The sequence below is a fragment of the Vibrio sp. 1CM24A genome, from assembly GCF_023161725.1.
Lineage (GTDB): Bacteria > Pseudomonadota > Gammaproteobacteria > Enterobacterales > Vibrionaceae > Vibrio > Vibrio coralliirubri.
On record NZ_JALNTS010000005.1, the window covers coordinates 70,244 to 94,698 of the forward strand.

A 24,455-nucleotide genomic window follows, 5' to 3' on the forward strand; every position below is an offset into this window, starting at 1 on the left:
ACACCTATTCTCGTCATCCCCTAGAGCGACGAAGGAGCGTAATAGGAGATCTCTTGCGTGTAGGTTCGCTAATCGTATAAATAATCGAGTAAACAAACCTCCAGATAAAACAAAAGGTTGACGCTTTCACGCCAACCTTTCTAATTTTCTCGAATCGCTTACATGCGCTCTAGAGTATCGATACCTAGAAGCGATAGACCTTGCTTGATCGTCTTCGCTGTTAGTGCAGCAAGCTTCAGACGGCTCTGCTTAACAGCTTCGTCTTCAGCAACTAGGATAGGGCACGCCTCGTAGAAGCTAGAGAATTGACCAGCTAGTTCGAACAGGTAGCTACACATGATGTGTGGTTGACCTTCACGAGCAACAGACTGAACTGCTTCTTCAAATTGTAGAAGTTTCGCGATAAGCGCTTTCTCTTTCTCTTCAGTGATTTTGATTTCACCTTCAAGCGAGTCCATAGAAATGCCAGCTTTAGCAAATACAGAAGCAACACGAGTGTATGCGTACTGCATGTACGGTGCTGTGTTGCCTTCGAATGCAAGCATGTTGTCCCAATCGAACACGTAGTCAGTAGTACGGTGCTTAGAAAGGTCTGCGTACTTAACCGCTGCCATAGCAACTGTGTTCGCGATCGCTTTCTTCTCGTCTTCTGCTAGTTCTGGGTTCTTAGATTCGATTAGCTGCGCTGCACGAACTTCTGCTTCATCAAGAAGATCTGCAAGACGAACAGTACCGCCTGCACGAGTCTTGAATGGCTTACCATCTTTACCAAGCATCATGCCGAACGCGTGGTGCTCAAGAGAAACAGATTCTGGGATGTAACCTGCTTTACGAACGATAGTCCAAGCTTGCATTAGGTGTTGGTGCTGACGTGAGTCGATGAAGTAAAGTACGCGGTCTGCGCCTAGTTCTTCAAAACGGTATTTTGCACAAGCGATATCAGTGGTTGTGTAAAGGAAGCCGCCGTCACGTTTCTGGATGATAACGCCCATTGGGTCGCCATCTTTGTTTTTGTATTCGTCAAGGAATACAACCTGTGCGCCGTCATCTTCTTTTGCAAGACCTTGCTCTTTTAGGTCAGCAACGATAGTTGGAAGCATGTGGTTGTACATGCTTTCGCCCATTACGTCATCGCGTGTTAGAGACACGTTTAGGCGATCGTAGTTGCGTTGGTTTTGAATCATTGTTACGTCAACAAGCTTCTTCCACATCTCTGCGCAGAACTCGTCGCCGCTTTGCAGTTTAACAACGTAGCCACGTGCTTTAACTGCGAACTCTTCGTCTTCATCGTAAAGCTTTTTAGATTCACGGTAGAAGCCTTCAAGGTCAGCAAGTTCCATTGAAACTTCGCCAGACTCAGCCTGAACGCGCTCAAGGTTTGCGATAAGCATACCAAATTGAGTACCCCAGTCGCCGATGTGGTTAGCACGGATAACGTTGTGGCCTAGGAATTCAAGAGTACGAACTACCGCATCACCGATGATCGTTGAACGTAGGTGACCAACGTGCATCTCTTTCGCAACGTTTGGTGCAGAGTAATCCGCAACAATTGTTTGTGTTTCTGCTACTGCAACACCAAGGCGAGAATCAGCCAATGCTGCGTCTGCTTGTTGAGCTAGGAAAGCTTCATCTAAGAAGATGTTAAGGAAACCTGGGCCTGCGATTTCTACTTTAGAAGCGATACCGTCTAGGTTAAGAACGTCCAATACTTTTTGAGCAAATTCTCGAGGATTAGTGCCTAGTCGCTTAGCAACGCCCATAACGCCGTTTGCTTGGTAGTCACCAAATTGTGGTTTTGCAGATTGGCGAACAGCCGCAGGAGAGCCTGCAGGTGCGCCAGCGGCTTCTAGAGCCTGAGATACTTTGTCATTAATAAGTGCTTGGATATTCACACGCGTTTCCTTCAATTCAAGGATGATAAGAGTGGCCGTTATTTCGAGGTCATTAAATTGGTTAATTATGCGTCTAGTTAACGATTTAATGCCGAAATGAACAACAGACACTGTTTAAGTTCACAAAAATGGCGTTAATCATACCAATTTTGTGGGGTTTCTTATAGGTCGAATTGATAGAAAATTAACATTTCCTGAGTGGTTTTTGACAATCGACTTTTACCAAGACGCGTTTGCATGTTTAAGGAGCGAAAAGAACATACTTATTGAGTATTTTTTGTAAAAGCAACGCTTGTTGCAAAAGGCAAAACTGATAACATGCAGCCATTATTTGGAGAACACAGACAATGACGATGAGCCTGAAGCAAGCTGAACTAGAACCACAACAAATGATTGCCCGCCTTGATACCTTTATGTCAAAAATCGAGAACCTAGGAAATGCCTTAGGTTTGGATTTAAGCTTTGCTCAAGCCGATCATATTGCGCTTCGAATCAATGAAACTGAGCTAGCGAAATCTGCCCATCAAGCGTGGTCTGATTACGGCTCTACGATTTCAGAGGCGATGATTAATGGTCGTCCAATTGTGGTGTTGGCTTTCGATGAACCGTTGCAAAGCCTTGGTTGGAGCATTGAATGCTTAGAGCTGCCATATCCAGCTGAAGGTAAGATTTACCCAAGCCAAGATTGGGAACATGTAGAGTTTGTGATTCCCTCTCACGCCCAAACGGCTGATGAGTATTTAGCGGATCTTAAAGAAACTTACCCGCAGTTCGCTGCTAACTTTGAAACGCTGGCTGAGAAAGGCGTTAAGATCAAACTCTCTAGCCCGAAAGGCGAGGGTGAACGCTTGAATAACCCAACAGTGGCTTTTAAACATCAAGGGATTTGCATCAAGCTGCATCCACACTCACTTAAGCGTATTGTCGAATCAGAACAGGCTTAATTTGAATAGAGAGTTGCTAGGAAAAGATTCCTGATCTCGCCTAGGCTCGTCGGAATGACGGGGTGTTCTATGAAATTTGCCAGAGTCTATCTTTGGGTACTGACAAACTGAGCGTTCGAGGGCGTATGTTAGAGCTTATTGTTCGAAGATTCGTCACCGAGTTCGTCATTCCCGATAGCGACGAAGGAGCGTAGTCGGGAATCTCATAAAGCGAGTTTGATCATCAGATACAAAAAACGCGCGATGGGCTGTCCCTATTGCGCGTTTTTATTGGGTTCTAACTGGAAGTCTTAACGGAAATCGTTATCCGACTTACAGAATCACAGTCTTGTTGCCGTAAACAAACACATGATCGTTGATCACCTTGTTTAGCGCCTTACTTAATACATTCTTCTCTACGTCACGACCGGCTTGTGCCATGTCTTTCGCGCTGAAGTTGTGATCCACAGGGATAACATCTTGCTTAATGATTGGGCCTTCATCTAAATCATTAGTCACAAAGTGTGCCGTTGCGCCAATGATCTTCACGCCGCGCTCATACGCTTGTTGGTATGGCTTCGCGCCAATGAACGCTGGCAAAAAGCTGTGGTGGATATTGATGATCTTGTGGTTGTACTTTTCAACAAATCCTGGAGTCAGCACTCGCATGTACTTAGCTAAAACAAGGTAATCAGCCTCGTATTGGTCAATTACTTCTAGCATCTTCTTCTCATGTTCTTCACGGTTTAGCCCTTCGTGAGAAACATGGTGGTAAGGGATGTCAAAACGCTCGGTCAGGCTTTGTAGAATGTCGTAGTTACCGACAACCGCAGCAATTTCAACGTCTAAGCTGCCATCGAAGTTCTTCATTAGAATGTCGCCAAGGCAGTGTGCTTCCTTGGTCACGAGTATCACAACACGCTTGCGAGATGAATCAACGAGCTTACGTTTCGTGTTTTCTGGCAGGGCTTGGTCTAAATCGGCAAGCAAGGTTTCATCATTGAAATACCCTTCAAGCTCGGTGCGCATAAAGAAGTGACCACTTGTGTTATCTACGAACTCATTGTTGTGAATAATGTTGAGTTGGTGCTTATAACAAATGTTGGTGATCTTAGAGATGAGGCCCGGGGCATCAGTACAATGTGTTAGTAAAGTTTTTCTTTCCATTTGCATCTTACTTCCATGAAATATTTTTATTCTTCAAATTAAATGCAGGCCGTCGAACGGTGAACTGAGCCGCAATATCACCGTTATAATTAATCTATTATCAAGTTGGTTTCAACAAATTCTGCTGCTGATTTATCGCTTTGATAAATTGTTTGATATAGAAATATCAGTTTTTAGATAGAAAAACAGGCAGAAGCTTCATTTTTAAAAGTTTTGACCGTAGTACGCATTTGAACTTCAACCGAGGCATTTATGCCTTGGCCAAAAATAGAGGTGATACTTATGGATAAAGAGTTATTAGCCAAAAAACTGTACTGTAAGCGAGTGAATTCATTGGCAAGAGGTACCGAGTTAGATGGTCATGTTCTAGATGAAATGTGGGAAAGTAAGACCTCACCAACCGATGCAGCGAAAGCCATACAGCCCGATGATAACCATTTTGAAGGTGCCCCTTGGCTGTCACGTTATCTAAGTCGAAAATAAAAACGATTCTCTAATTCTTACTTCTTCAGTTCTTACCTTCAAGGTAACTTAAGTCACGTCAAACTAAACCAAACACCTCCGGTGCGAAGTCAATCTTGATTCGCGCCGGCTCACTAAACCTGCCATAATTCGCCTTCTATTTTTCTAAACTTCGTACTCTATGATATCTAAAACGTTTTCTGCTGATGGTGCTCTGGGTAAAGCGATCCCCGGGTTTCAACCACGACAAGCTCAGCTAGACATGGCTGAAGCGGTTTCACAAGCGATTGAGAAACAGAGCCAATTAGTTGTTGAAGCGGGAACGGGTACCGGTAAGACCTTTGCTTACTTAGTGCCAGCGCTGCTGAGTGGTAAGAAAACCATCATTAGTACGGGGTCTAAAAACCTTCAAGAACAGCTGTTTCACCGAGATTTACCCTTGATGGTCGATGCGCTTGGCTTTTATGGTCAAGTTGCGTTACTCAAAGGGCGTTCAAACTATTTGTGTTTGGATAGGCTCAGCCGTCAAATGATCGAGAGTCATGGTGCTCATACCGACCCAACACTGCTGGCTCAGTTAGTCAAAGTGCGTAGTTGGTCGTCATCCACTCAAACGGGTGATTTGGGGGATTGTGATGATATTGCCGAAGACAGCCCGGTTATCCCGACGATTACCTCGACCAATGACAACTGCTTAGGTAAAGAGTGCCCAAGCTACACCGATTGCTTCGTGCTGAAAGCGCGTAAAAAAGCGATGGACTCTGATGTGGTTGTGGTAAACCACCACTTGTTCTTAGCGGATTTGGCGATTAAAGAGACCGGATTTGGTGAGCTGATTCCTGAAGCTGATGTGTTTATTTTCGATGAAGCGCATCAACTTCCTGACATCGCCAGCCAGTACTTCGGACAATCGGTTTCCAGTCGACAGATCCAAGAGTTAGCCAAAGACATTGAAATCGCTTACCGAACTGAAGCCAAAGACATGCGTCAGCTACAGAAAGTAGGGGATAGGCTCGTTCAATCGTCAGCCGACCTGCGTATTGTGCTTGGTGATACCGGCTTTCGCGGTAACTGGCGTGAAGCCTTGAAATCCGAGTCGATTGCACGAGAGTTGGTTCGTTTGCAAGATGCGCTGCAACTTGCGGTTGATGTATTGAAGTTAGCACTTGGGCGAAGCCAGCTGTTAGACACGGCTTTTGAACGTGCAAACATGATTAAGTCACGTATTGAGCGTGTGTGCGATGTGTCGATCACTGGCTATTCGTATTGGTATGACACTACACCGCGCCACTTTGCTTTGCACATCACACCGCTTTCTGTCGCCGATAAATTCCACGAACAGATTGAGCTGAAACCGGGCGCTTGGGTGTTTACCTCTGCAACCTTGGCGGTATCGGACGATTTCGACCATTTCACCTCACGCTTGGGACTAAAACCGTCGGCACAGTTTTCACTGCCAAGCCCGTTTGACTATCCGAATCAGGCGCGCTTATGTGTACCTCGTTATCTTCCTGAACCGAATAGCCCAGGCTTAGCCGATAAGTTAGTAAGAATGCTGACCCCAGTGATTGAGCAAAACCAAGGTCGCTGTTTCTTCTTATGTACTTCACACAGCATGATGAAAGAGTTGGGGGAGCGATTCCGTGAAACCCTCTCGGTTCCAGTTCTGCTGCAAGGTGAGACAAGTAAGCAAAAAACCTTAGCCGAATTCATGGAATTAGGTAACGCATTGCTGGTGGCTACTGGTGCTTTCTGGGAGGGGATAGATGTTAGGGGCGACGCATTAAGCTGTGTTATCATCGATAAATTGCCCTTTACGGCCCCTGATGACCCTTTACTTAAGGCTCGAATCGAGGACTGTAAGTTAAAAGGGGGTGATCCTTTTGCACAGGTACAGTTGCCAGACGCCGTGATTACCTTGAAACAGGGTGTCGGCCGATTGATACGTGACAAGCGCGATAATGGCGCTTTGATTATTTGCGATAACCGATTGGTGACTCGCGATTACGGTGGCATATTTTTGGCGAGTTTACCGCCTATCCCACGTACCCGTGACTTAGGGGTCATTAAAGAATTCTTAGCTAAAGACCATTCAACCGCTGCTGATTAATTGGCATTGTTGAGTTTAGCCATTATTTTTAGATTAGATAACAGATATTTGAGACACAAATGAGCGCGAAAATTCTTGCAGTAGATACCGCAACTGAAAACTGTTCAGTTGCATTAGTAATGGGTGACCAGGTGTTCGCACGTAGCGAAGAGGCTCCTCGAGACCATACGAAAAAAATTCTACCTATGGTGGATGAAGTACTGAAAGAAGCGAATGTCGCTTTAACCGATATCGATGCTATCGCGTTTGGCCAAGGCCCAGGCAGTTTCACGGGTGTACGTATTGGTATTGGTATTGCTCAAGGCTTAGCTTTTGGTGCTGATTTACCGATGATCGGTGTCTCTACACTGGCAGCGATGGCGCAAGGCAGCTACCGTAAATTTGGTGAAACTCATGTTGCGACAGCAATTGATGCGCGTATGAGCGAAGTGTACTGGGCGCGTTACAGCCGCGAACAAGACGGTCGTTGGACTGCGATTGATGCCGAATGTGTAACGCCACCAAGTGAATTGGCTGCGCAGTTAGAAGCAGATTCTGAAACATGGGCGAAAGTCGGTACCGGTTGGGAAGCTTACTCTGAGCATATGGATACACTAGCGATCAACACCAAAGCGTGTGAAGTGCTATTCCCAGAAGCTCAAGATATGGCGTTCCTTGCTCAATTCGCTTATGCAGAAGGTAAAGCGGTTGCAGCAGAAGAGTCTGAGCCAGTTTATCTTCGTGACAAAGTGACTTGGAAGAAACTGCCAGGTCGCGAATAATTTTTACAAGGTTCTGATGCAAATTAGGTCTAAATGCGTATTATTTAGATTTGAGAGGGCAGATATTTAGTCATGGTATCAATTAACAACTTACCTCCTTCTTCGATAGGGAGCACGTCTAAGCCGAATCGAATTAAAAAGAAGGAGCAGGCAAAAAAATCTGATGCTAGCACTGCTGCTGGGCAACCGACTAAGGTGGCTAATGCTGTTTCTCATTCTATTCGTCAAGTTAAAGAGTCTGAACTCCATAAGGCTCAAATCCAGTATGATCTTCCAGAAGGCCGAGGACGTAAGGCTATGGAAGAGTATATGGATGTAATGAATCAGGCGAAGAAAGAAGAACTTGCAAAGCTTATCGGTGTCGATATCTACATCTAGAGCTTCTTATTAATGCCTGTTTAAGGACCAGAACCATGTCAAATTATCTCTCTAAATCACGCTTAATAGCCCTTTCTCTTGGTGTCTTGGTACTTGCCGGGTGTTCATCACTTCCTAGCGAGCTTGAAGCAAAATCAGAGCCTGTGATTAGCGATTACCAACAATGGGTCGACCAACTACCGGATGCGAAAAGTGTTCGATTAGGTGGCGTTATCTCTAAAGTGACCAACTTGAAAGACAGGACTCGAATCGAAGTCGCTAATATGCCGATTTCGAGTAGCGGTAAGCCAGACCTAGACGCAGAGCCAAGCGGACGTTTTGTTGGTTATATTGAAGGGTACGTTGAGCCTCTAAGCTTTGCAGAAGGTCGTCTGATTACTTTGGTTGGTCAGTCAATTGGAAGTGAAGATGGAAAAATAGGGGAATACCCTTACACCTTCCCTGTAATGAAAGTGGACAACCAACGACTGTGGAACATTACTGAGCGCGTTGTTGTTAACGATTTTGCACCAACCTACTACTCGTGCAGAAGTTTACATTGCCGCAGCTTTCAAACGATGCCAAGACAAGGCCGAGTGATACAGGACGTAGAGTAATTAACTTTATTCCACGTTGATTGCGCAAACAGATGGAACTACATGTTTGATGATTGAAAAGTCATACTCCCTTGCGGGCGGGACGCTTGCAACACAACAGATTGGCAACCCACAAACGACCGCAACGACGGTCGTTTTTATTCATGGGTGGTTGGACAATTCGTCCAGTTTTAACCAGGTTATGCAGCAAGTCGCCAAACTTGCTCCCAATGCTCACCTTGTAGCTATCGACCTCTTCGGACACGGCTTCTCGTCGCACAAATCGGGAAGTTACTACCCATTTCATGATTATATTGATGACTTGCATCAGTTGGTGACTAAATTATCGCCAAACAGACTGGTACTGGTAGGACATTCACTTGGTGCATTGATAGCAAGTTGCTATAGTGCCGCCTTTCCTGAAAAGGTGTCAGGATTAATTCAAATTGAAGGTCACGGACCTCTTTCTGAAGCTCCCCACGAAACAGTCTCTCGTTTGAGGGATGGGGTACTCAGTCGTCTTCGACAGCGAAGAAAGCCTTCACGTCCTCTGGCAAGCCTTGAGGATGCTATTAAGCTGAGAGCTCACGCCAACCAAATTAATGCTGAATTAATCGCTCCTATTGTTGAGCGAGGTATTGTCGAGTTCGAGAACTCTTGGCAATGGCGATGCGACCCTAATCTAAAATGTGACTCGTTATATCGAATGTCACAGGCGCACGCTGAAGCGATTATGGCGGCTATTGAATGCCCTCAATTAATAATCCTAGGGAATGATGGATTCCGACATTTGCAGCATAATCGCTACAAATCAGTGCATAGTCCTCTGCAAATAGAGACTGTTCCTGGTGGACATCATTGTCATTTAGAGAGCCCAGAGCTAGTTTCAGAGCTAATTCTTGGTGTAGTTAACAAAATTTAAACAAGTGTTTGAGCCTTTTAGTGCTCATGCACTAAAGCTGTGCTGTAATACCGCAATGATAAAAAGCGGCGAAGCAGTCGTCAGCTGATAAACGAGGAGTAACATCGTGGATAAACCTTGGCTTTCACGTTATCCAAGTGACGTACCAGAAACGATCAACCCAGATCAGTACCCATCTCTTGTCGAAATGTTTGAACAGTCGGTACAGAAGTACGCGGACCAACCTGCATTCGAGAACATGGGCTCGATTATGACATTCCGTAAGCTTGAAGAGCGCAGCCGTGCTTTCGCTGCTTACCTACAGAATGACTTGAAACTGAAGAAGGGCGATCGCGTCGCGCTAATGATGCCAAACCTACTGCAATACCCAATTGCACTGTTTGGTGTATTGCGTGCCGGTATGATTGCAGTGAACGTCAACCCACTGTACACACCTCGTGAGCTTGAACATCAACTGAACGATTCTGGTGCAAAGGCGATTGTTATCGTATCTAACTTTGCGAGCACTTTAGAGAAAGTCGTTGATAACACACCGGTTAAACACGTTGTTCTAACTAGCCTAGGGCAAATGCTGCCACGCGCGAAAGGGACCATTGTCGACTTCGTAGTGAAATACGTAAAAGGCATGGTGCCTAAGTATGATCTGCCGGGTGCTATTTCATTCAGAAAAGCGCTGCACAAAGGTCGTCGTCTTCAATATGTGAAGCCGTTCATGGCGGGTGATGACATCGCGTTCCTACAGTACACAGGTGGTACTACGGGTGTAGCGAAGGGCGCAATCCTAACGCACCGCAATATGATTGCGAACGTACTTCAAGCGAAAGGGGCTTATGGTCCTGTTCTGCAAGAAGGCCGCGAGTTGGTTGTAACGGCATTACCGCTTTACCACGTATTTGCACTGACGGTGAACTGCTTACTGTTTGTTGAGATGGGTGGTCGTAACCTTCTAATTACTAACCCTCGTGACATTCCTGGCTTTATTAAAGAGCTGCAAAAGGTTCCGTTTACCGCAATTACCGGCGTAAACACCTTGTTTAATGCGCTAGTTAATAACGAAGATTTCCACGAGTTGGATTTCAGTAACCTACGCCTATCTGTTGGCGGCGGCATGGCGGTTCAACGCGCTGTTGCTGAGCAATGGAAGAAAGCGACAGGCATTCACCTATTGGAAGGCTATGGCTTAACTGAGTGTTCACCACTGGTAACGGGTAACCCATACGACCTGAAAGACTACACAGGTGCTATCGGCCTACCAGTACCATCGACAGAAGTTCGTATTGTTGATGATGAAGGTAAGGTTATTGCTAATGACCAAGTAGGCGAACTACAAGTTCGTGGTCCTCAAGTGATGCAAGGTTACTGGCAGCGCCCTGAAGCGACTAAAGAAGTGATCGATCAAGACGGTTGGTTATCGACAGGTGACATCGTTAAGTTTGATGACGAAGGCTTGTTGTACATCGTTGACCGTAAGAAAGACATGATTCTTGTATCAGGCTTCAACGTCTACCCGAACGAGATTGAAGACGTAGTGGCTCTGCATGGCAAAGTGTTAGAAGTAGCAGCTATCGGCCAGCCTCATGAAGTGTCTGGTGAGTTGGTTAAGATCTACGTGGTTAAGCGTGACCCTAGCCTGACCAAAGAAGACATTATCGCGCACTGTCGTGAGCACCTAACGGGTTACAAGATCCCTAAATTAGTCGAGTTCAGAGATGATCTTCCAAAGACTAACGTAGGTAAGATCTTACGCCGCGTACTGCGTGAAGAAAACGATGCAGAACTTGCGAAACGCGCTAGCGAATAACTAGCCCGTTTACCAGAAAGTACTGCACCAAAACCATTGAGGCGCTTAATCTAAGCGAGCGCTGAAAAATGGTGTTAGAATGCCGACAGTTAATGTCGGCATTTTTGTATCCGGCGATCAAATAGAAACCTGTGAGAGTTTTTGTGGATTATCAAATCATTACCCAATTGAAAGACCTTGAGCGAGTTTGCCAACAAGCACGTGAAGCCGATGTCGTTATGCTTGATACGGAGTTTGTTCGTACAAGAACCTATTACCCTCAATTAGGCTTAATTCAGTTATTTGATGGTGAAACGCTGTCACTGATTGACCCTATTGCTCTTGGTGAAATGACACCATTTGTTGGACTGTTGAAAGACGCTTCTGTTCTGAAAGTGCTGCACGCTTGCGGTGAAGATTTGGAAGTGTTCCAAAACGCATTTGGCTGCACACCAACCCCAATGGTTGATACCCAGATCATGGCAGCTTTCTTAGGTCATGGTTTATCAACGGGCTTTGCTGCTCTGGTTTCAGAGTTTGTTGGTGTTGATCTCGATAAGAGTGAATCGCGCACTGATTGGCTAGCGCGTCCGCTTTCTCAAAAGCAGTTAGACTACGCAGCGGCAGATGTGCATTACCTAATGCCAATGTACAACAAGCTTCTAGAAAAAGTGATGGAAGCTGGCTGGTGGGAAGCGGCTCAACAAGAGTCTGATTTACAAGTTGCCAAGCGTATTCGTAAAGTAAACCCAGATACAGCCTATCTTGATATTAAAGGGGCGTGGCAGCTTAAACCTAAGCAATTAGCGATCTTACGACCTTTAGCAACTTGGCGTCTAAAAGAAGCAATAAAGCGCGATTTGGCGCTGAACTTTGTCTTCAAGGAACAAGACCTATGGGCTGTGGCGCGTTTTGCGATGAAAGATCCTAAGCACATGGAGCAAGAAGGTTTCGATTACCGCTCTGTGCGTCGCCATGGTGCGAAGATCAGCTCAATTGTTAAGTTAGCTGAACATACACCAGAAGAAGAGTACCCAGCACCAGTAGAACGTCTAATGGACTTCCCTGGCTACAAGCAACTGTTCAAAGTGTTGAAAGATGAAGTGAAAACGGCATCACAGCACAGTGGTTTGGCGACGGAATTCTTGGCATCGAAGAAGCAACTTAACCAAGTGTTAAGCTGGGTGTGGAAGCACGATCGTAACCCAGAGAAGCTGCCTGATGTTATGCAAGGCTGGCGTTTAGATGTGGTTGGCGAAAAGCTGAGTAAAGCGATCAAATAACCGTTTGCTGCTTTAAAGCCTAACTTAGTTACAGCTATAAACTGCACATATAAAAAAGAGAGCCTAGGCTCTCTTTTTTATTCAATCAATACAAGCAAGTGTATTACCTGCCGATCTTGTACAGAAAGATTATCGATCTTCTTCTGGAAGCTTAACATTCAGTTCTAGTACTGAGATGTCGTCATCTTTGTGTTCAAAAGTCAGATCAACCATTGAAGGATCAACCTCAACGTACTTGGCAATACACTTCAAGATGTCTTCTTTCAGTTGCGGCAGGTAAGACGGCGCTGGATCGTCATGGCTGCGTCGTTCGGCAACAATGATTTGCAAACGTTCTTTGGCTAGGTTTGCGGTTGTCTTTTTCTGTGGTCTAAAAAACTCTAATAATGACATTGTGCATTAGCCCCCGAACAGTCGTTTGAAGATGCCTTTCTTCTGTTCCGTTAAGAAGCGGAAGTCAACTTGGCTACCCAGTAGTCGCTCTACAGTATCATTGTAAGCCATACCTGCGTCGGTTGCTTCGTCAAAGATCACTGGAACACCTTTGTTCGATGCGTTCAGTACCGCTTGGCTCTCAGGGATTACGCCCAGTAGAGAAATGTGTAGGATCTCTTCAACATCTTCCACACTCAGCATCTCACCTTGATTTACGCGAGCTGGGTTGTAGCGAGTCAGTAGAAGGTGTGTTTTCACTGGCTCTAGGCCGTCTTCTGAACGACGAGATTTAGAGTCAAGAATACCTAGAATACGGTCTGAATCGCGTACTGAAGAGACTTCTGGGTTCGTGGTTACAATCGCTTCATCAGCGAAGTACAACGCCATTAGAGCGCCTTGTTCGATACCCGCAGGAGAATCACAGATGATGAAATCAAAGCCCATTTCATCCAGCTCATCAAATACACGACGAACACCATCTTTTGTTAGTGCGTCTTTATCACGAGTTTGAGAAGCAGGAAGAATGAACAGGTTCTCGGTGCGCTTGTCTTTGATCATCGCTTGGTTCAACGTCGCTTCACCATTGATAACGTTAACGAAGTCGTACACAACACGACGCTCACAACCCATGATTAAATCTAGGTTACGCAGACCGATATCAAAGTCGATAACTGCGGTTTTCTTTCCTTTTAAAGCCAGACCCGAGGCAATAGCTGCACTGGAGGTCGTTTTGCCTACCCCGCCTTTACCTGACGTTACAACGATAATGCGTGCCATTCTGTTTTCCTTTTATTTCTCTTATATTGCGAGGACATCAACGTGTAATACATCGTTTGCCATACTGAACATGGTTTTCTTCTGCCAGTACTCGCTTTCAATTTGATCGCTGAGCCAGTAATTTCCAGCAATGGAAACCAGCTCGGCTTGTAAGTCATTACAAATTATTTTTGCTTCAGTTTGACCACTTGCACCTGCAATCGCACGGCCGCGTAAAGTGCCATGAATATGGATGCTACCATCGGCAATCACTTCCGCGCCTGCACTCACATGGCTGAGTATCAATAGATCGCCATCTTTCGCATAAACCTGCTGACCAGAACGAATAGGGGTTCTAATCACTTTGATTGGTGCCATCTTCGCTGGAGCTTGAGATGGCGACTTGCTTGCCGTCATCACCGCAAAACCGGCTTCTTTGGCGAGATTTTGCATGCGCTTATCAGAACAGCCAGCCACACCAACTGGGATCATGCCCGCTTGAGATATACCATTTTTAAGTTGCACAAAATCGATATCGCCCACAACTTTGCTGATGTTGATAACAACAGGCGCGGCAGCGAAAAACGTAGGTGCTTGGTCTACTTTCTCTTGAAGAAAAGAGACTGCATTTTCGACTTGATCATCGGATAAGTGCAAAACAGATAGCGTAAAGCTGCTACCTTTTAGATCTGGGTTACTAGACATCGAAAAACTACAGGACCTCAATAGCGGATTGGTACAATTTCTTTATCAATAAAATAAAGGGCATTGCCTGAAACTAGGTTTATCATGTTATATTCCCAAACCAAGCACAGCAAGTAATCTTGTTGTCAAATGGACGTTTTGTTCCCAATATTTCCCTAACATAAACTATTGATCTCGCAAGTGAGAGTTTTGTAGTCATAATCAATTAAAAGGTTTGTCATGCTGTGTTCTATATATAAAAGCTCAAAGAAAGAAGGAACATACCTTTATATCCCTAAGAAGGATGATTTTTCACAAGTTCCTGACGCATTGATGCAAATGTTTGGTAAACCTAGTTTTGTAATGGTAATTAAAATGGATGGCCGTAAACTGGCTCAAGTAAACATCGAAAAAGTGAAAGAATCACTGAATACCGATGGTTTCTTTTTGCAGGTTCCACCACCACCAGTTAACGAACTTGAGCTTCATAAAGAGCGTAAAGCCCAACAGAAATCTCAAGACGAAGAGTGATAGCCACCTCAATTCAAGGAGGAGTGATCGTTGAGTAAATTTTCGAAAACCATATTGGCTGTGTCGGCATTACTATTGGGTAATAGCCTGACCATAAGTTCAGTACAAGCTGAAGAACTGAGCTTCGAGCAATATGTAGAAAAACTAAAACAACAAGGCCGTGAAGAAGGCATCTCTGAAGCGATCATTGATGAAGCCTTTGATGGTGTAACGTTTAAGCCAAGAGCGGTAAAAGCCGACAAAAACCAACCTGAGAAAAAACTGACTCTGGATGAATACATTCCACGAGCAGTTCCAGATTGGAAAGTGAAGCAAGCAAGGTCACTCTACAAGGAGCATTACACCGCGTTAAAGCGTATTGGTGATGAATATGGTGTTCAACCAAGATTCATTGTCGCGCTATGGGGCGTTGAGAGTAATTTTGGTAAGTTTACGGGCAATTACAGCGTTATCGACGCCTTAACGACCATGGCTTATGAAGGACGCCGAGAAGCTTTCTTCCGTAGCGAAGCGATGGCGGCATTGAAGATTCTTGATCAAGGCCATATTGCACCAAAAGAGATGAAAGGCTCTTGGGCTGGTGCGATGGGTCAACCTCAGTTTATGCCAAGCTCATTCTTAGCTTACGCCGCTGATGGCAGTGGTGATGGCAAGAAAGACATTTGGGGCACTGAAGAAGACGTATTTGCTTCGGCGGCCAATTATCTCAGCCAATCAGGGTGGGATGACAAATATACTTGGGGTCGTCAGGTTCATGTTCCGTCAACCGTGTCGATCGATTTACAGGGTCGAGACGAAGACAAAGCGAAATACTTAAAAGAGTGGTCTGAACTCGGTATTAAACGCTATGACGATCGCCCACTGCCAACGCTTGATGAAGACATTAAAGCTTGGTTGATTATGCCGGATGACGAAGCGGGTCGTTCGTACCTCATTTATAACAACTACAATGTGTTAATGAAGTGGAATCGTTCTTACTACTTTGCTTTGGCTGTTAGCCATCTAGCAGACAGAATCAAGTTTGATTAGTAGACCTAATTGTATTTATCGGTATAGCTTGCTTTGATAGCAATTGGCCTACCATAGGCAGAACGAACTAAAGGACTCTTCGGAGTCCTTTTTGATTTTATATTTCAGAGATTTAATAAGGTGATCTTGTGCTAACAGATAGAGCTGCACAGATGGTGATATTTCATGCGCTGATCAAGCACGAAGGCTTTACCAGTGCTGCAAAAAGCTTGAACGTTTCGGTGTCTCATATCAGTAAGCAAGTCGCTTTGCTTGAAGACTCAATCGGCATCAAGCTGGTGCAACGAACCACACGAAGCCTCACGCTGACTGAAGCGGGAGACGTGTTCTATCAACATTGTGAGCAGTTGTTTAACACGGTAAAAGCAGCTCAGATGGATATGGACAGCCAGCGCGATGATATCTCTGGAATACTACGCGTCGGTTTGTCGCAGTCATTTGGCACACTCCATATCATTCCTGCGATTGATCAACTCAGACAGCTTTATCCTCAGTTGAGAATCGAGGTCCACTTGTTCGACTACAAGGTGGACATGATTGAAGAGCGCTTGGATCTCTGGATCACCAACAATGAAGACTTGCCTGAAGGTTACATTGCGCAGCGATTAGCCGACAGCCAGTTTGTGGTGGCTGCGTCACCGGATTATCTGATTAAGGCTGGGACGCCACATGTACCTTCCGATTTGATTGACCATAACTGTCTTATCTATCGCAGCCGTGAACGAGATTACACATCGTGGGCGTTTGACAACGGGCAAGAAAACCTCAGCGTCAAAGTCGCGGGCGATTACTCAGTCGATTTGGCTGAGGCAGTACGAGACGCGGCAGTATCAGGGTGGGGCGTTGCTTATTTGGCGACTTACTTAGTGAAAGAAGAGTTTAGAACGGGCAAGCTGATTCAAGTATTACCAGAGTGGAGAGCCAGTCAGCTGATGCCATTTTATGCCGTTTACCCGAGCCGAAAGAACATGCCGAAGAAGCTTTCAGCTGTGATTGAGTTCATCAAAGATCATATTGGGTCGCCGACGTATTGGGACAAAAACCTCAAAACTTGCGTTGAACTGCATCGTTAACTGTTTCCTAATCTATAAATATAATTTCCATATGGAAAAAGTACGCTTTTTAATCAAAGTTAATTATTAAAATTCAATAACTTAATTATATTCATAGTTAAATCGTGAATACCCCAACATCACGTTAACAACCTCAGCTTGCCGCAAACGATTTCCTCTATAGAATGCGTCGCCTTTCCTATCTACAACTTTTAGGTTGACGCACATGGCTTCCCTACTTGGAATTATCACTATTTTAGTTGCCGCTTGGTTACTATCTACGGACAGAAAAAATATTCCACTAAGAACAGTCTCTTTGGCTTTCTTATTACAAATCTCATTCGCGCTATTGGTTCTGTATGTACCAATGGGTAAAGAAGCGTTGAATGCAGCCACGGGTGCGGTATCTAGCTTGATCAACTACGGTCAAGAGGGGATTAACTTCCTATTTGGTGGCCTAACGAATAACGGATTTGTTTTCGCGATTAATGTTCTTGGCATCATTATCTTTTTCTCTGCACTGATTTCAGGTTTGTACCACATCGGCTTTATGCCAAAGGTGATCAACCTTATTGGTGGTGCGCTACAGAAATTCTTGGGCACAGGTCGTGCGGAATCACTGTCTGCGACTGCCAATATCTTTGTCGGCATGATTGAAGCGCCATTGGTGGTTAAACCTTACTTAAAACACATGACAGATTCACAACTGTTTGCTGTTATGGTGTGTGGTTTGGCTTCTGTTGCTGGCGGCACGCTAGTGGGTTATGCATCGCTGGGTGTTGACCTAAACTATCTGATCGCTGCGGCATTCATGTCGGCACCAGCTGGTCTATTGATGGCTAAAATCTTAGTACCAGGCAGCCCAGAGGATGTTCAAGAAGATATTGAGTCTGGTGTAGAGATTCCACGAGCAACAAACGTAGTTGAGGCAATGGCAGATGGGGCTATGTCTGGACTTCGTATTGCCGTTGCGGTGGGTGCGACACTTCTAGCCTTTATCAGTGTGATTGCGATGCTGAATGGCTTGTTAGGTATTGTTGGTGGCTGGTTTGGCGTAAACCTAAGCTTCGAACTTATCCTAGGTTATGTGTTCGCACCCGTTGCATGGCTGATCGGTGTACCGTGGTCTGAAGCTGTGGTTGCAGGCTCGCTGATCGGTAACAAAATCGTTGTGAATGAGTTTGTGGCTTTCATCCAGTTAATGGACGTAAAAGATGCACTGAGTGAGCACTCAAAAGCGATCGTTACTTTTGCACTATGTGGTTTTGCTAACATCTCTACCATGGCGATTCTGATTGGCGGTTTGGGTAGCTTAGTTCCAGAGCGTCGCTCTTTCATCTCACAATATGGCTTCAAAGCGATTTGTGCGGGTGTGCTTGCCAACTTAATGAGCGCTGCGATCGCTGGCGTGGTGCTTTCTCTGTAGCTAGATGATAAGTACAGAGTGGATGAGTCAGTCACTTTATTTCCCCTATAGTAAAGTGACTGATTAATCACACTAATATTCGGTTAGCATGAAAAAGAGAGCCTATAGTTTAATTACATAGGCTTTCTTGTTTCAGCAAATAGGTTTGTATCACAAGGTGTGGTGCAAATTTTTTAGGGGCACAAATGGATTTGTCGATTACTTCATCCTTGGCGTTAATTGGACTGCTGTCCTTAACGTGTCAATTGTTAGGCTGGCGCTTACGTCTTCCTGCTATTCTTCCTCTTCTTATTGTCGGCCTACTTTTAGGTCCCGGTCTTAACATCCTTAATCCCGATGCCATTTTTGGTGACGTGCTATTTCCGCTGATTTCATTAGGTGTCGCTATTATTCTGTTTGAAGGTGCATTGACCCTGAATTTCAAGGAAATAAGAGGTCATGGTCGTATGGTGACGCACCTCGTGAGTTTCGGCATGCTGATTACTTGGGCGTGTATTGTTGTTGGTGCTTATTACTTTGTGGACTTCAGTTGGCCATTAGCCGCGCTGTTTGCTGCCTTAGTGGTGGTGACGGGTCCAACCGTTATTGTTCCCATGCTGCGCAGCATTCAGCCCAAATCTTCGTTAGGCAGCATCTTGCGCTGGGAAGGGATAGTGATTGATCCGATTGGCGCTCTGTTTGCCGTTCTCGTTTACGAATACATTGTTTCTTCAGCCGATCCTACAAGCCATGTACTGTCGGCTTTGGGGCTGACTCTAGCCATCGGTTTAGGCTTAGGGATCATCGGTGGCTATTTGATTGCCAAGATGCTGAAAGGGCATTGGGTTCCGCATTATTTGCGTAACGTGGCAGTCCTAACGTTGATGTTGGCGGCGTTCTCTTTTTCTAATGATCTGAGTGAAGAGTCTGGCCTATTAACCGTGACCATCATGGGTATCTGGCTCGCCAACGTGAAAGGCTTGGATCTTGAAGATATTATTGAGTTCAAAGAGACCTTAACCGTGTTACTCATTTCTGCCTTGTTTATCTTACTGGCGAGTAGACTTGATTCTGGGACTTTCCTTTCAATAGGTTGGGGCGGTATTGGCTTATTAGCGGTCGTCATGCTGGTGGCTCGTCCTTTGAGCGTGTGGATCAGCGGGATCGGCACGGATCTTACTTCAGCAGATAAATGGTTTTTGAGCTGGATGGCACCTCGCGGGATCGTTGCTGCCGCAGTTTCTTCTCTGTTTGCTATCAAACTTCAAGAGAAGCAATTGATTGAAGGGGCTGATCTACTGGTGCCAATGGTGTTCTTGGTCATCATCGGTACGGTTGTGATTCAAAGCCTTACCGCAAGTTGGTGGGCGAGAAGGTTGGGTGTGACTCAAGAGAAGGCACAAGGCGTTATCTTCTTTGGTGCGACTCAGTTTTCACGCCAGTTTGCCAAAGTGTTGGCGACACACAACATCAACAGTGTGCTTGCCGATACCAACTGGGAAAGCATTCGCTTAGCACGCATGGAAAACTTGAATGTTTATTTTGGTAACCCGGCTTCGAGCCACGCTGAAAACAATCTGGAATTGGATGGGATAGGGCGTGCGATGATCGTGTCGCCTTATCGTCAAACTAACCCGTTAGTTAGCATGCACTATCAAGACGAGTTTGGTGAGAATAAGGTGTTTGAGCTTGAATCCTCAGAGAATAAACATGAAAGGCATCAAGTGAGTCGCGATGGCAATAGAAGTCTATTTTCGGAAGGGATTACCTATTCCAAGCTTAACTCGTTGATGGCTCAGGGTAGCCAAATTAAAAGTACAGGTTTGACCGAGGCATTTGATTTAAAAGAGTTTAACGCGCTGTACCCTAAAGCTATCCCTCTTGGGGTGTTTAATGGCGGTGATTTCCGTTTAATTACACAAGGAGCTGAGTTGGAAAAACTTATATCAACGGAGTGTGAGCTTATTAGTTTATTACCGCCTTCTGAACAGACGGAAAAAGTTGAGACTCCAGATAAGTAGCAACGAGCACTTCATCAAAAGCGAGTCACCCCGTTGTAAAAACGAATAGCTAAGTACCAAAGCATCAAAAAAGCCGCAACGTTCATCACGTTGCGGCTTTCTAATTTTATTTATATGCGCTGCGGATTACTTCGAGTGAAATTGCTCACAAGCGATCATTGTGTTCTCGATTAGGCTTGCAACCGTCATTGGACCAACACCACCCGGTACAGGTGTGATGAAGCTTGCGCTTTCTTTCGCTACGTCGTATTCAACGTCACCCACTAGTTTGCCAGACTCCAAACGGTTGATACCCACATCGACCACAACAGCGCCTTTCTTAATCCAAGCACCAGGAATGAAGTTAGGCTTACCAACGGCAACTACAACAACGTCTGCTTGACGTACGTGGCCTTCAAGGTCTTTGGTGAAGCGGTGACATGTAGTCGTTGTACAACCTGCTAGAAGAAGCTCTAGCGTCATTGGGCGACCTACAATGTTTGATGCGCCAACCACAACCGCGTGCTTACCACGTAAGTCGATGTTGTAACGGTCAAGCAGCGTGATGATGCCTTTTGGCGTGCAAGAGCGAAGCTTAGGCATGCGCTGAGCCAAACGGCCGACATTGTATGGGTGGAAGCCATCAACGTCTTTTTCTGGCGTGATACGCTCAAGAACGTGAGTGCTATCAATGCCTGCTGGTAGAGGCAGTTGAACAAGAACACCGTCGATCTCTGGATCGTCGTTCAGTTGGTCTACCAGTGTTAACAATTCGTCTTCTGTCGCAGTGGCTGGCAAGTCGTAAGATTTAGATACGAAGCCAACTTCTTCACACGCTTTACGCTTACTTCCAACGTAAACCTGAGAAGCAGGGTCTTCACCCACTAAAACAACCGCTAGGCCCGGAGCGCGTAATCCAGCTTCAGTACGAGCTTTTACACGTGCAGCAACTTCGGAGCGAACCGTTTGAGAAATTAGCTTTCCATCAATATTTTGAGCAGTCATGAATTTCCTTAGTATTGATATTCAAGTTAGTGGCTGATGTTTTTGGCGCATTATTCCAGAAAATCTTTTTGATTACCATCAAGCAAACGTTTGCTTTGGTCTATTTTCCAACAATTATATGTTTGTTGGCCTTTTTTTACCCACTTAGATCAGAATGTTACATAAAGCCGTTGCTTTACTGATTCGAATTCGTATAATTCGTTCCTGTAGCGCGCCCTTAGCTCAGCTGGATAGAGCACCTCCCTTCTAAGGAGGTGGTCGAAGGTTCGAATCCTTCAGGGCGTGCCATTATTTAAAGAAACCCGATAACTCTCCGAGTTGTCGGGTTTTTTGCATTTCAGGGCAATCTAATCTTCTTTGTATTTGTGGCTTCGCTTGTCGGCGTATCTGTTGGTTTATGTTAAACAGCCACGACCTCTGGAATGTATCGAAGGCCTAACATCGTGCACCCATCTTCTAAATAACTATCCGTCACCACGTCGAAACCGAATTTACCATAGTAGTCTTTAAGGTGTGCTTGTGCCGAAATAAAAATTGAGCAGTCAGGATAAATCTTTCGAGTTGCATCAAAACTCACCTGCATGAGTTGGTTACCTACCTGTTTGCCTCGATAGTCCTTCGCGACAATCACTCGTCCGATACAAACATCATTTGCGTCTGAATCGAGCAGGGGAAGTACATCGGTTGGATACCCAAGTTTCTGAGCCATAATTCGACTGTAAGCCACTAAGTGTCCGTTCTCGTAGCCCATGACGTGATAAGTCTCCGGATGGTTATCTTTGCCATCCAAATCACTGTAGGGCGTGTTCATATCCACAATAAAAATATCAACTCTTTGCTGCAAGAAATTATAGAGCTCTTGAACAGACAGATCCGTAAACTTTTTAACTCTCCACTCAATCATTATTCTTCTCCTTATTATTGTGGGGTACAACATAGAGAGTATTTAAAGTGACTTCATTAACCTTTGTTAATTGGGCAATGTTACTGGTGAAAATGGACACTTCAAAGCGACGCTCATTTCTCCTCGTCATTCATTTCATTCGGCTCATGTAATAGAAAGTTAAAATTGTTCGTTTTTTGGGGTTTACATCATTTGGTAATAAAGCCACTATGAATTCACGAAGAATAGACAAGTAAAGCTATTAGCCAGTCGGTTTAGGAATCAAACCTTTTGCTCAATAGCTGATTTAGAGGAAGTAATGGCAGGAAACAGTATCGGACAACATTTCCGCGTGACCACGTTCGGAGAAAGTCACGGTATCGCACTAGGATGTATCGTAGATGGGTGCCCACCAGGATTAGAAATTACCGAAGCAGACCTTCAAAGAGACTTGGATCGTCGTCGCCCTGGTACTTCTCGTTATACAACGGCTCGCCGTGAAGCGGATGAAGTGAAAATCTTATCAGGTGTATTTGAAGGCCAAACTACGGGCACTTCTATTGGTCTATTGATTGAAAATACAGACCAACGCTCTAAAGACTATTCCGAAATTAAAGACAAGTTCCGCCCTGGACACGCTGATTATACGTATCATCAAAAGTACGGTGTGCGTGATTACCGAGGTGGTGGTCGTTCTTCAGCTCGTGAAACTGCAATGCGTGTAGCGGCAGGTGCGATTGCGAAGAAATACCTAAAACAAGAATTTGGTGTTGAGATCCAAGCTTACCTTTCTCAAATGGGTGATATCTCAATTGATAAAGTGGATTGGAACGAGATTGAAAACAACGCTTTTTTCTGTCCAGATGCCGACAAAGTACCGGAATTTGACCAACTGATTCGTGACTTGCTAAAAGAAGGCAACTCGATTGGTGCGAAGATTCAAGTGGTTGCGACTAAAGTGCCTGTAGGTCTTGGTGAGCCAATCTTTGATCGTTTAGATGCAGACATCGCGCACGCTCTAATGAGCATCAATGCGGTGAAAGGTGTTGAGATTGGTGATGGCTTTGATGTGGTTAATCAACGCGGTAGTGAACACCGTGATCCATTAACTCCAGAAGGTTTCAGCAGCAACCATGCTGGCGGTATCTTAGGTGGTATTTCTACTGGCCAAGATATTGTGGCAAGCATTGCGCTTAAACCAACATCAAGCATTACCGTTCCTGGTGACACGATCACTAAAGACGGTGAAGCAACGCAGCTAATCACTAAAGGTCGTCATGATCCATGTGTGGGTATCCGTGCTGTGCCGATCGCAGAAGCGATGTTAGCGATTGTATTGCTTGATCACTTGCTACGTCACCGTGGTCAAAACTTTGGTGTGACCACTGAAACGCCAAAAATCTAGTTCTGCTTCGTTTAATTCAGAACAGATTTGAAACTGATTTGATAGAAACAAAAAAGGGTTGCTTCGTAATGAAGCAACCCTTTTTATATTGTGCGTAATTGAGAATATATTATCTAATGTACCGAGCTTTCCGGATCAAGCTGGAACGAAGGTAAACGCCACTTGAATCGCACGGCCGCCATACGCAGCAAGTAACCAACCACAAGCGTAACAATCGTCGCGGTTACGTCGTTGATGCCAAGCTCAAGCAAACCTAGGTATAAACCTGAAGCGACAAGTGCGACAGATGCATACAGCTCTTCATGCAATACCAATGGTGTTTGACGACAGATAAGATCGCGCAGCAAACCACCAAAGACGCCAGTGACTAGCGCAGACACCATGCAGATCATTGGGTGAAGACCCATAGTCATCGCTACCTTAGTACCAATGATACTGAACACGATAAGCCCGAGTGCATCTAAACGAATGAACAAGCCTTTTAGCTTGATTACCCATTTAGCCAGTCCTGTTGTGATAACACCTGCGATACAGGTGATCGCCAGATACTGCGGGTTTTCAACCCAACCTAAAGGGTAATGGCCAAGTAAGATATCGCGTACTGTGCCGCCGCCAATTGCCGTTGCACTCGCAACCAACATTACACCAAACCAATCCATTTTTTGTTTGCCAGCACTGAGAGCGCCGGTCATGGCTTCTGCCGTGATGCCAATGATATACAAAACACTTAGTAGCATTGCTGTAGCTCTATAATATAGGTCTATAAATTGGAGTCTTATAGGCCTTAGGGATATAAAAATGAAGCGCGAGTGTAGTAGTAAAAACGCTGATTGACGAATGAATATTTGTACCGTGAATGGGCATTTCAGATTAGCTAAACTAATCATTCACCTCAAAGTAGTGTAATCTGGGATCTGCAATCGATTGTCACGGTAAAGTATTGGGGTCAACCCAATGCCATTGCTTGTGATAGGGCTTTACCGAGCGCTTAAAAAAACGCAAAATGCCCCCGTTCTT

At 45.1% G+C, this 24,455-nt stretch carries 23 protein-coding genes and 1 tRNA gene; 16 read left to right on the forward strand and 8 right to left on the reverse strand.

Features of this window, described 5'->3' with window-relative positions; translation table 11 throughout:
• Window positions 1-158 precede the first annotated feature (158 nt).
• Window positions 159-1,892, reverse strand: a complete 1,734-nt coding sequence (gene argS / locus MSG38_RS12370) for an arginine--tRNA ligase (protein WP_017063415.1) — start codon at window positions 1,890-1,892, stop codon at window positions 159-161.
• Between the two features lie 347 nt (window positions 1,893-2,239).
• On the opposite strand from argS, the gene MSG38_RS12375 reads away from it, so the two are divergent.
• On the forward strand, window positions 2,240-2,836 hold the full coding sequence (locus MSG38_RS12375; protein ID WP_248401944.1) for a VOC family protein: 597 nt from the start codon (window positions 2,240-2,242) through the stop codon (window positions 2,834-2,836).
• Between the two features lie 312 nt (window positions 2,837-3,148).
• On the opposite strand, the gene purU is transcribed toward MSG38_RS12375, so the two are convergent.
• A complete protein-coding gene (gene purU, locus MSG38_RS12380; protein ID WP_048611587.1) occupies window positions 3,149-3,982 on the reverse strand; it encodes a formyltetrahydrofolate deformylase in 834 nt (277 codons plus the stop codon).
• 282 nt (window positions 3,983-4,264) lie between these two features.
• On the opposite strand from purU, the gene MSG38_RS12385 reads away from it, so the two are divergent.
• The 8 genes from MSG38_RS12385 to rnd all read left to right on the forward strand — a co-directional run bounded on the left by MSG38_RS12385 (window position 4,265) and on the right by rnd (window position 12,253).
• Entirely contained in the window at window positions 4,265-4,465 is a 201-nt protein-coding gene (locus tag MSG38_RS12385) for a hypothetical protein (RefSeq protein WP_050052396.1), read from the forward strand.
• A 160-nt stretch (window positions 4,466-4,625) separates the two neighbouring features.
• The gene (locus tag MSG38_RS12390; protein WP_048611472.1) at window positions 4,626-6,554 is read left to right on the forward strand and encodes an ATP-dependent DNA helicase; all 1,929 of its coding nucleotides are present in this window, start codon (window positions 4,626-4,628) and stop codon (window positions 6,552-6,554) included.
• A gap of 59 nt (window positions 6,555-6,613) precedes the next feature.
• Window positions 6,614-7,315 (forward strand): tRNA (adenosine(37)-N6)-threonylcarbamoyltransferase complex dimerization subunit type 1 TsaB, encoded by a 702-nt coding sequence (gene tsaB / locus MSG38_RS12395; protein ID WP_050052397.1) that lies wholly within the window; start codon window positions 6,614-6,616, stop codon window positions 7,313-7,315.
• A 72-nt stretch (window positions 7,316-7,387) separates the two neighbouring features.
• Window positions 7,388-7,693 carry a chromosome partitioning protein ParA gene (locus MSG38_RS12400; protein WP_248401945.1) on the forward strand — a complete coding sequence of 102 codons (306 nt, stop codon included), beginning with the start codon at window positions 7,388-7,390 and terminating at the stop codon, window positions 7,691-7,693.
• Window positions 7,694-7,728: 35 nt separating this feature from the next.
• On the forward strand, window positions 7,729-8,289 hold the full coding sequence (locus MSG38_RS12405) for a Slp family lipoprotein (protein WP_248401946.1): 561 nt from the start codon (window positions 7,729-7,731) through the stop codon (window positions 8,287-8,289).
• Between the two features lie 49 nt (window positions 8,290-8,338).
• Window positions 8,339-9,190 (forward strand): alpha/beta hydrolase, encoded by an 852-nt coding sequence (locus tag MSG38_RS12410; RefSeq protein ID WP_248402018.1) that lies wholly within the window; start codon window positions 8,339-8,341, stop codon window positions 9,188-9,190.
• 106 nt (window positions 9,191-9,296) lie between these two features.
• A complete protein-coding gene (gene fadD / locus MSG38_RS12415) occupies window positions 9,297-10,991 on the forward strand; it encodes a long-chain-fatty-acid--CoA ligase FadD (RefSeq protein ID WP_017062375.1) in 1,695 nt (564 codons plus the stop codon).
• 143 nt (window positions 10,992-11,134) lie between these two features.
• Window positions 11,135-12,253, forward strand: a complete 1,119-nt coding sequence (gene rnd, locus MSG38_RS12420) for a ribonuclease D (protein ID WP_050620928.1) — start codon at window positions 11,135-11,137, stop codon at window positions 12,251-12,253.
• A 129-nt stretch (window positions 12,254-12,382) separates the two neighbouring features.
• Here rnd and minE read toward each other — a convergent pair whose 3' ends face one another.
• Genes minE through minC form a run of 3 tightly spaced genes read right to left on the reverse strand, consistent with a single transcriptional unit; the run spans window position 12,383 to window position 14,149 of the window.
• A complete protein-coding gene (gene minE / locus MSG38_RS12425) occupies window positions 12,383-12,646 on the reverse strand; it encodes a cell division topological specificity factor MinE (protein ID WP_010436847.1) in 264 nt (87 codons plus the stop codon).
• Between the two features lie 6 nt (window positions 12,647-12,652).
• A complete protein-coding gene (gene minD, locus MSG38_RS12430; RefSeq protein ID WP_008221225.1) occupies window positions 12,653-13,465 on the reverse strand; it encodes a septum site-determining protein MinD in 813 nt (270 codons plus the stop codon).
• 21 nt (window positions 13,466-13,486) lie between these two features.
• Window positions 13,487-14,149: a septum site-determining protein MinC gene (gene minC, locus MSG38_RS12435; protein WP_248401947.1), complete on the reverse strand. Its 663-nt coding sequence runs from the start codon at window positions 14,147-14,149 to the stop codon at window positions 13,487-13,489.
• A 219-nt stretch (window positions 14,150-14,368) separates the two neighbouring features.
• Between minC and MSG38_RS12440 the strand changes: the two genes are divergently transcribed.
• From MSG38_RS12440 to MSG38_RS12460, 5 genes are all read left to right on the forward strand, one after another.
• Window positions 14,369-14,659 carry a YcgL domain-containing protein gene (locus tag MSG38_RS12440; RefSeq protein ID WP_017062372.1) on the forward strand — a complete coding sequence of 97 codons (291 nt, stop codon included), beginning with the start codon at window positions 14,369-14,371 and terminating at the stop codon, window positions 14,657-14,659.
• 30 nt (window positions 14,660-14,689) lie between these two features.
• A complete protein-coding gene (locus MSG38_RS12445; RefSeq protein ID WP_048615080.1) occupies window positions 14,690-15,688 on the forward strand; it encodes a lytic murein transglycosylase in 999 nt (332 codons plus the stop codon).
• Between the two features lie 152 nt (window positions 15,689-15,840).
• Window positions 15,841-16,761 (forward strand): LysR family transcriptional regulator, encoded by a 921-nt coding sequence (locus MSG38_RS12450; RefSeq protein WP_017063421.1) that lies wholly within the window; start codon window positions 15,841-15,843, stop codon window positions 16,759-16,761.
• A gap of 205 nt (window positions 16,762-16,966) precedes the next feature.
• Window positions 16,967-18,166, forward strand: a complete 1,200-nt coding sequence (locus MSG38_RS12455) for a NupC/NupG family nucleoside CNT transporter (protein WP_248401948.1) — start codon at window positions 16,967-16,969, stop codon at window positions 18,164-18,166.
• 185 nt (window positions 18,167-18,351) lie between these two features.
• Window positions 18,352-20,166 (forward strand): sodium:proton antiporter, encoded by a 1,815-nt coding sequence (locus tag MSG38_RS12460; protein WP_248401949.1) that lies wholly within the window; start codon window positions 18,352-18,354, stop codon window positions 20,164-20,166.
• A 126-nt stretch (window positions 20,167-20,292) separates the two neighbouring features.
• On the opposite strand, the gene folD is transcribed toward MSG38_RS12460, so the two are convergent.
• Window positions 20,293-21,150 (reverse strand): bifunctional methylenetetrahydrofolate dehydrogenase/methenyltetrahydrofolate cyclohydrolase FolD, encoded by an 858-nt coding sequence (folD, locus tag MSG38_RS12465; RefSeq protein ID WP_248401950.1) that lies wholly within the window; start codon window positions 21,148-21,150, stop codon window positions 20,293-20,295.
• Between the two features lie 211 nt (window positions 21,151-21,361).
• On the opposite strand from folD, the gene MSG38_RS12470 reads away from it, so the two are divergent.
• Window positions 21,362-21,438, forward strand: a tRNA-Arg gene (locus MSG38_RS12470).
• A 112-nt stretch (window positions 21,439-21,550) separates the two neighbouring features.
• On the opposite strand, the gene MSG38_RS12475 is transcribed toward MSG38_RS12470, so the two are convergent.
• Window positions 21,551-22,054, reverse strand: coding sequence for a GNAT family N-acetyltransferase (locus MSG38_RS12475; RefSeq protein WP_248401951.1), 504 nt, complete (start codon window positions 22,052-22,054; stop codon window positions 21,551-21,553).
• Window positions 22,055-22,352: 298 nt separating this feature from the next.
• Between MSG38_RS12475 and aroC the strand changes: the two genes are divergently transcribed.
• Complete coding sequence (aroC, locus tag MSG38_RS12480; RefSeq protein WP_004734182.1) at window positions 22,353-23,438, forward strand: chorismate synthase; 1,086 nt, start codon at window positions 22,353-22,355, stop codon at window positions 23,436-23,438.
• 113 nt (window positions 23,439-23,551) lie between these two features.
• On the opposite strand, the gene MSG38_RS12485 is transcribed toward aroC, so the two are convergent.
• Window positions 23,552-24,175 (reverse strand): trimeric intracellular cation channel family protein, encoded by a 624-nt coding sequence (locus MSG38_RS12485; RefSeq protein WP_004734183.1) that lies wholly within the window; start codon window positions 24,173-24,175, stop codon window positions 23,552-23,554.
• Window positions 24,176-24,455 lie beyond the last annotated feature (280 nt).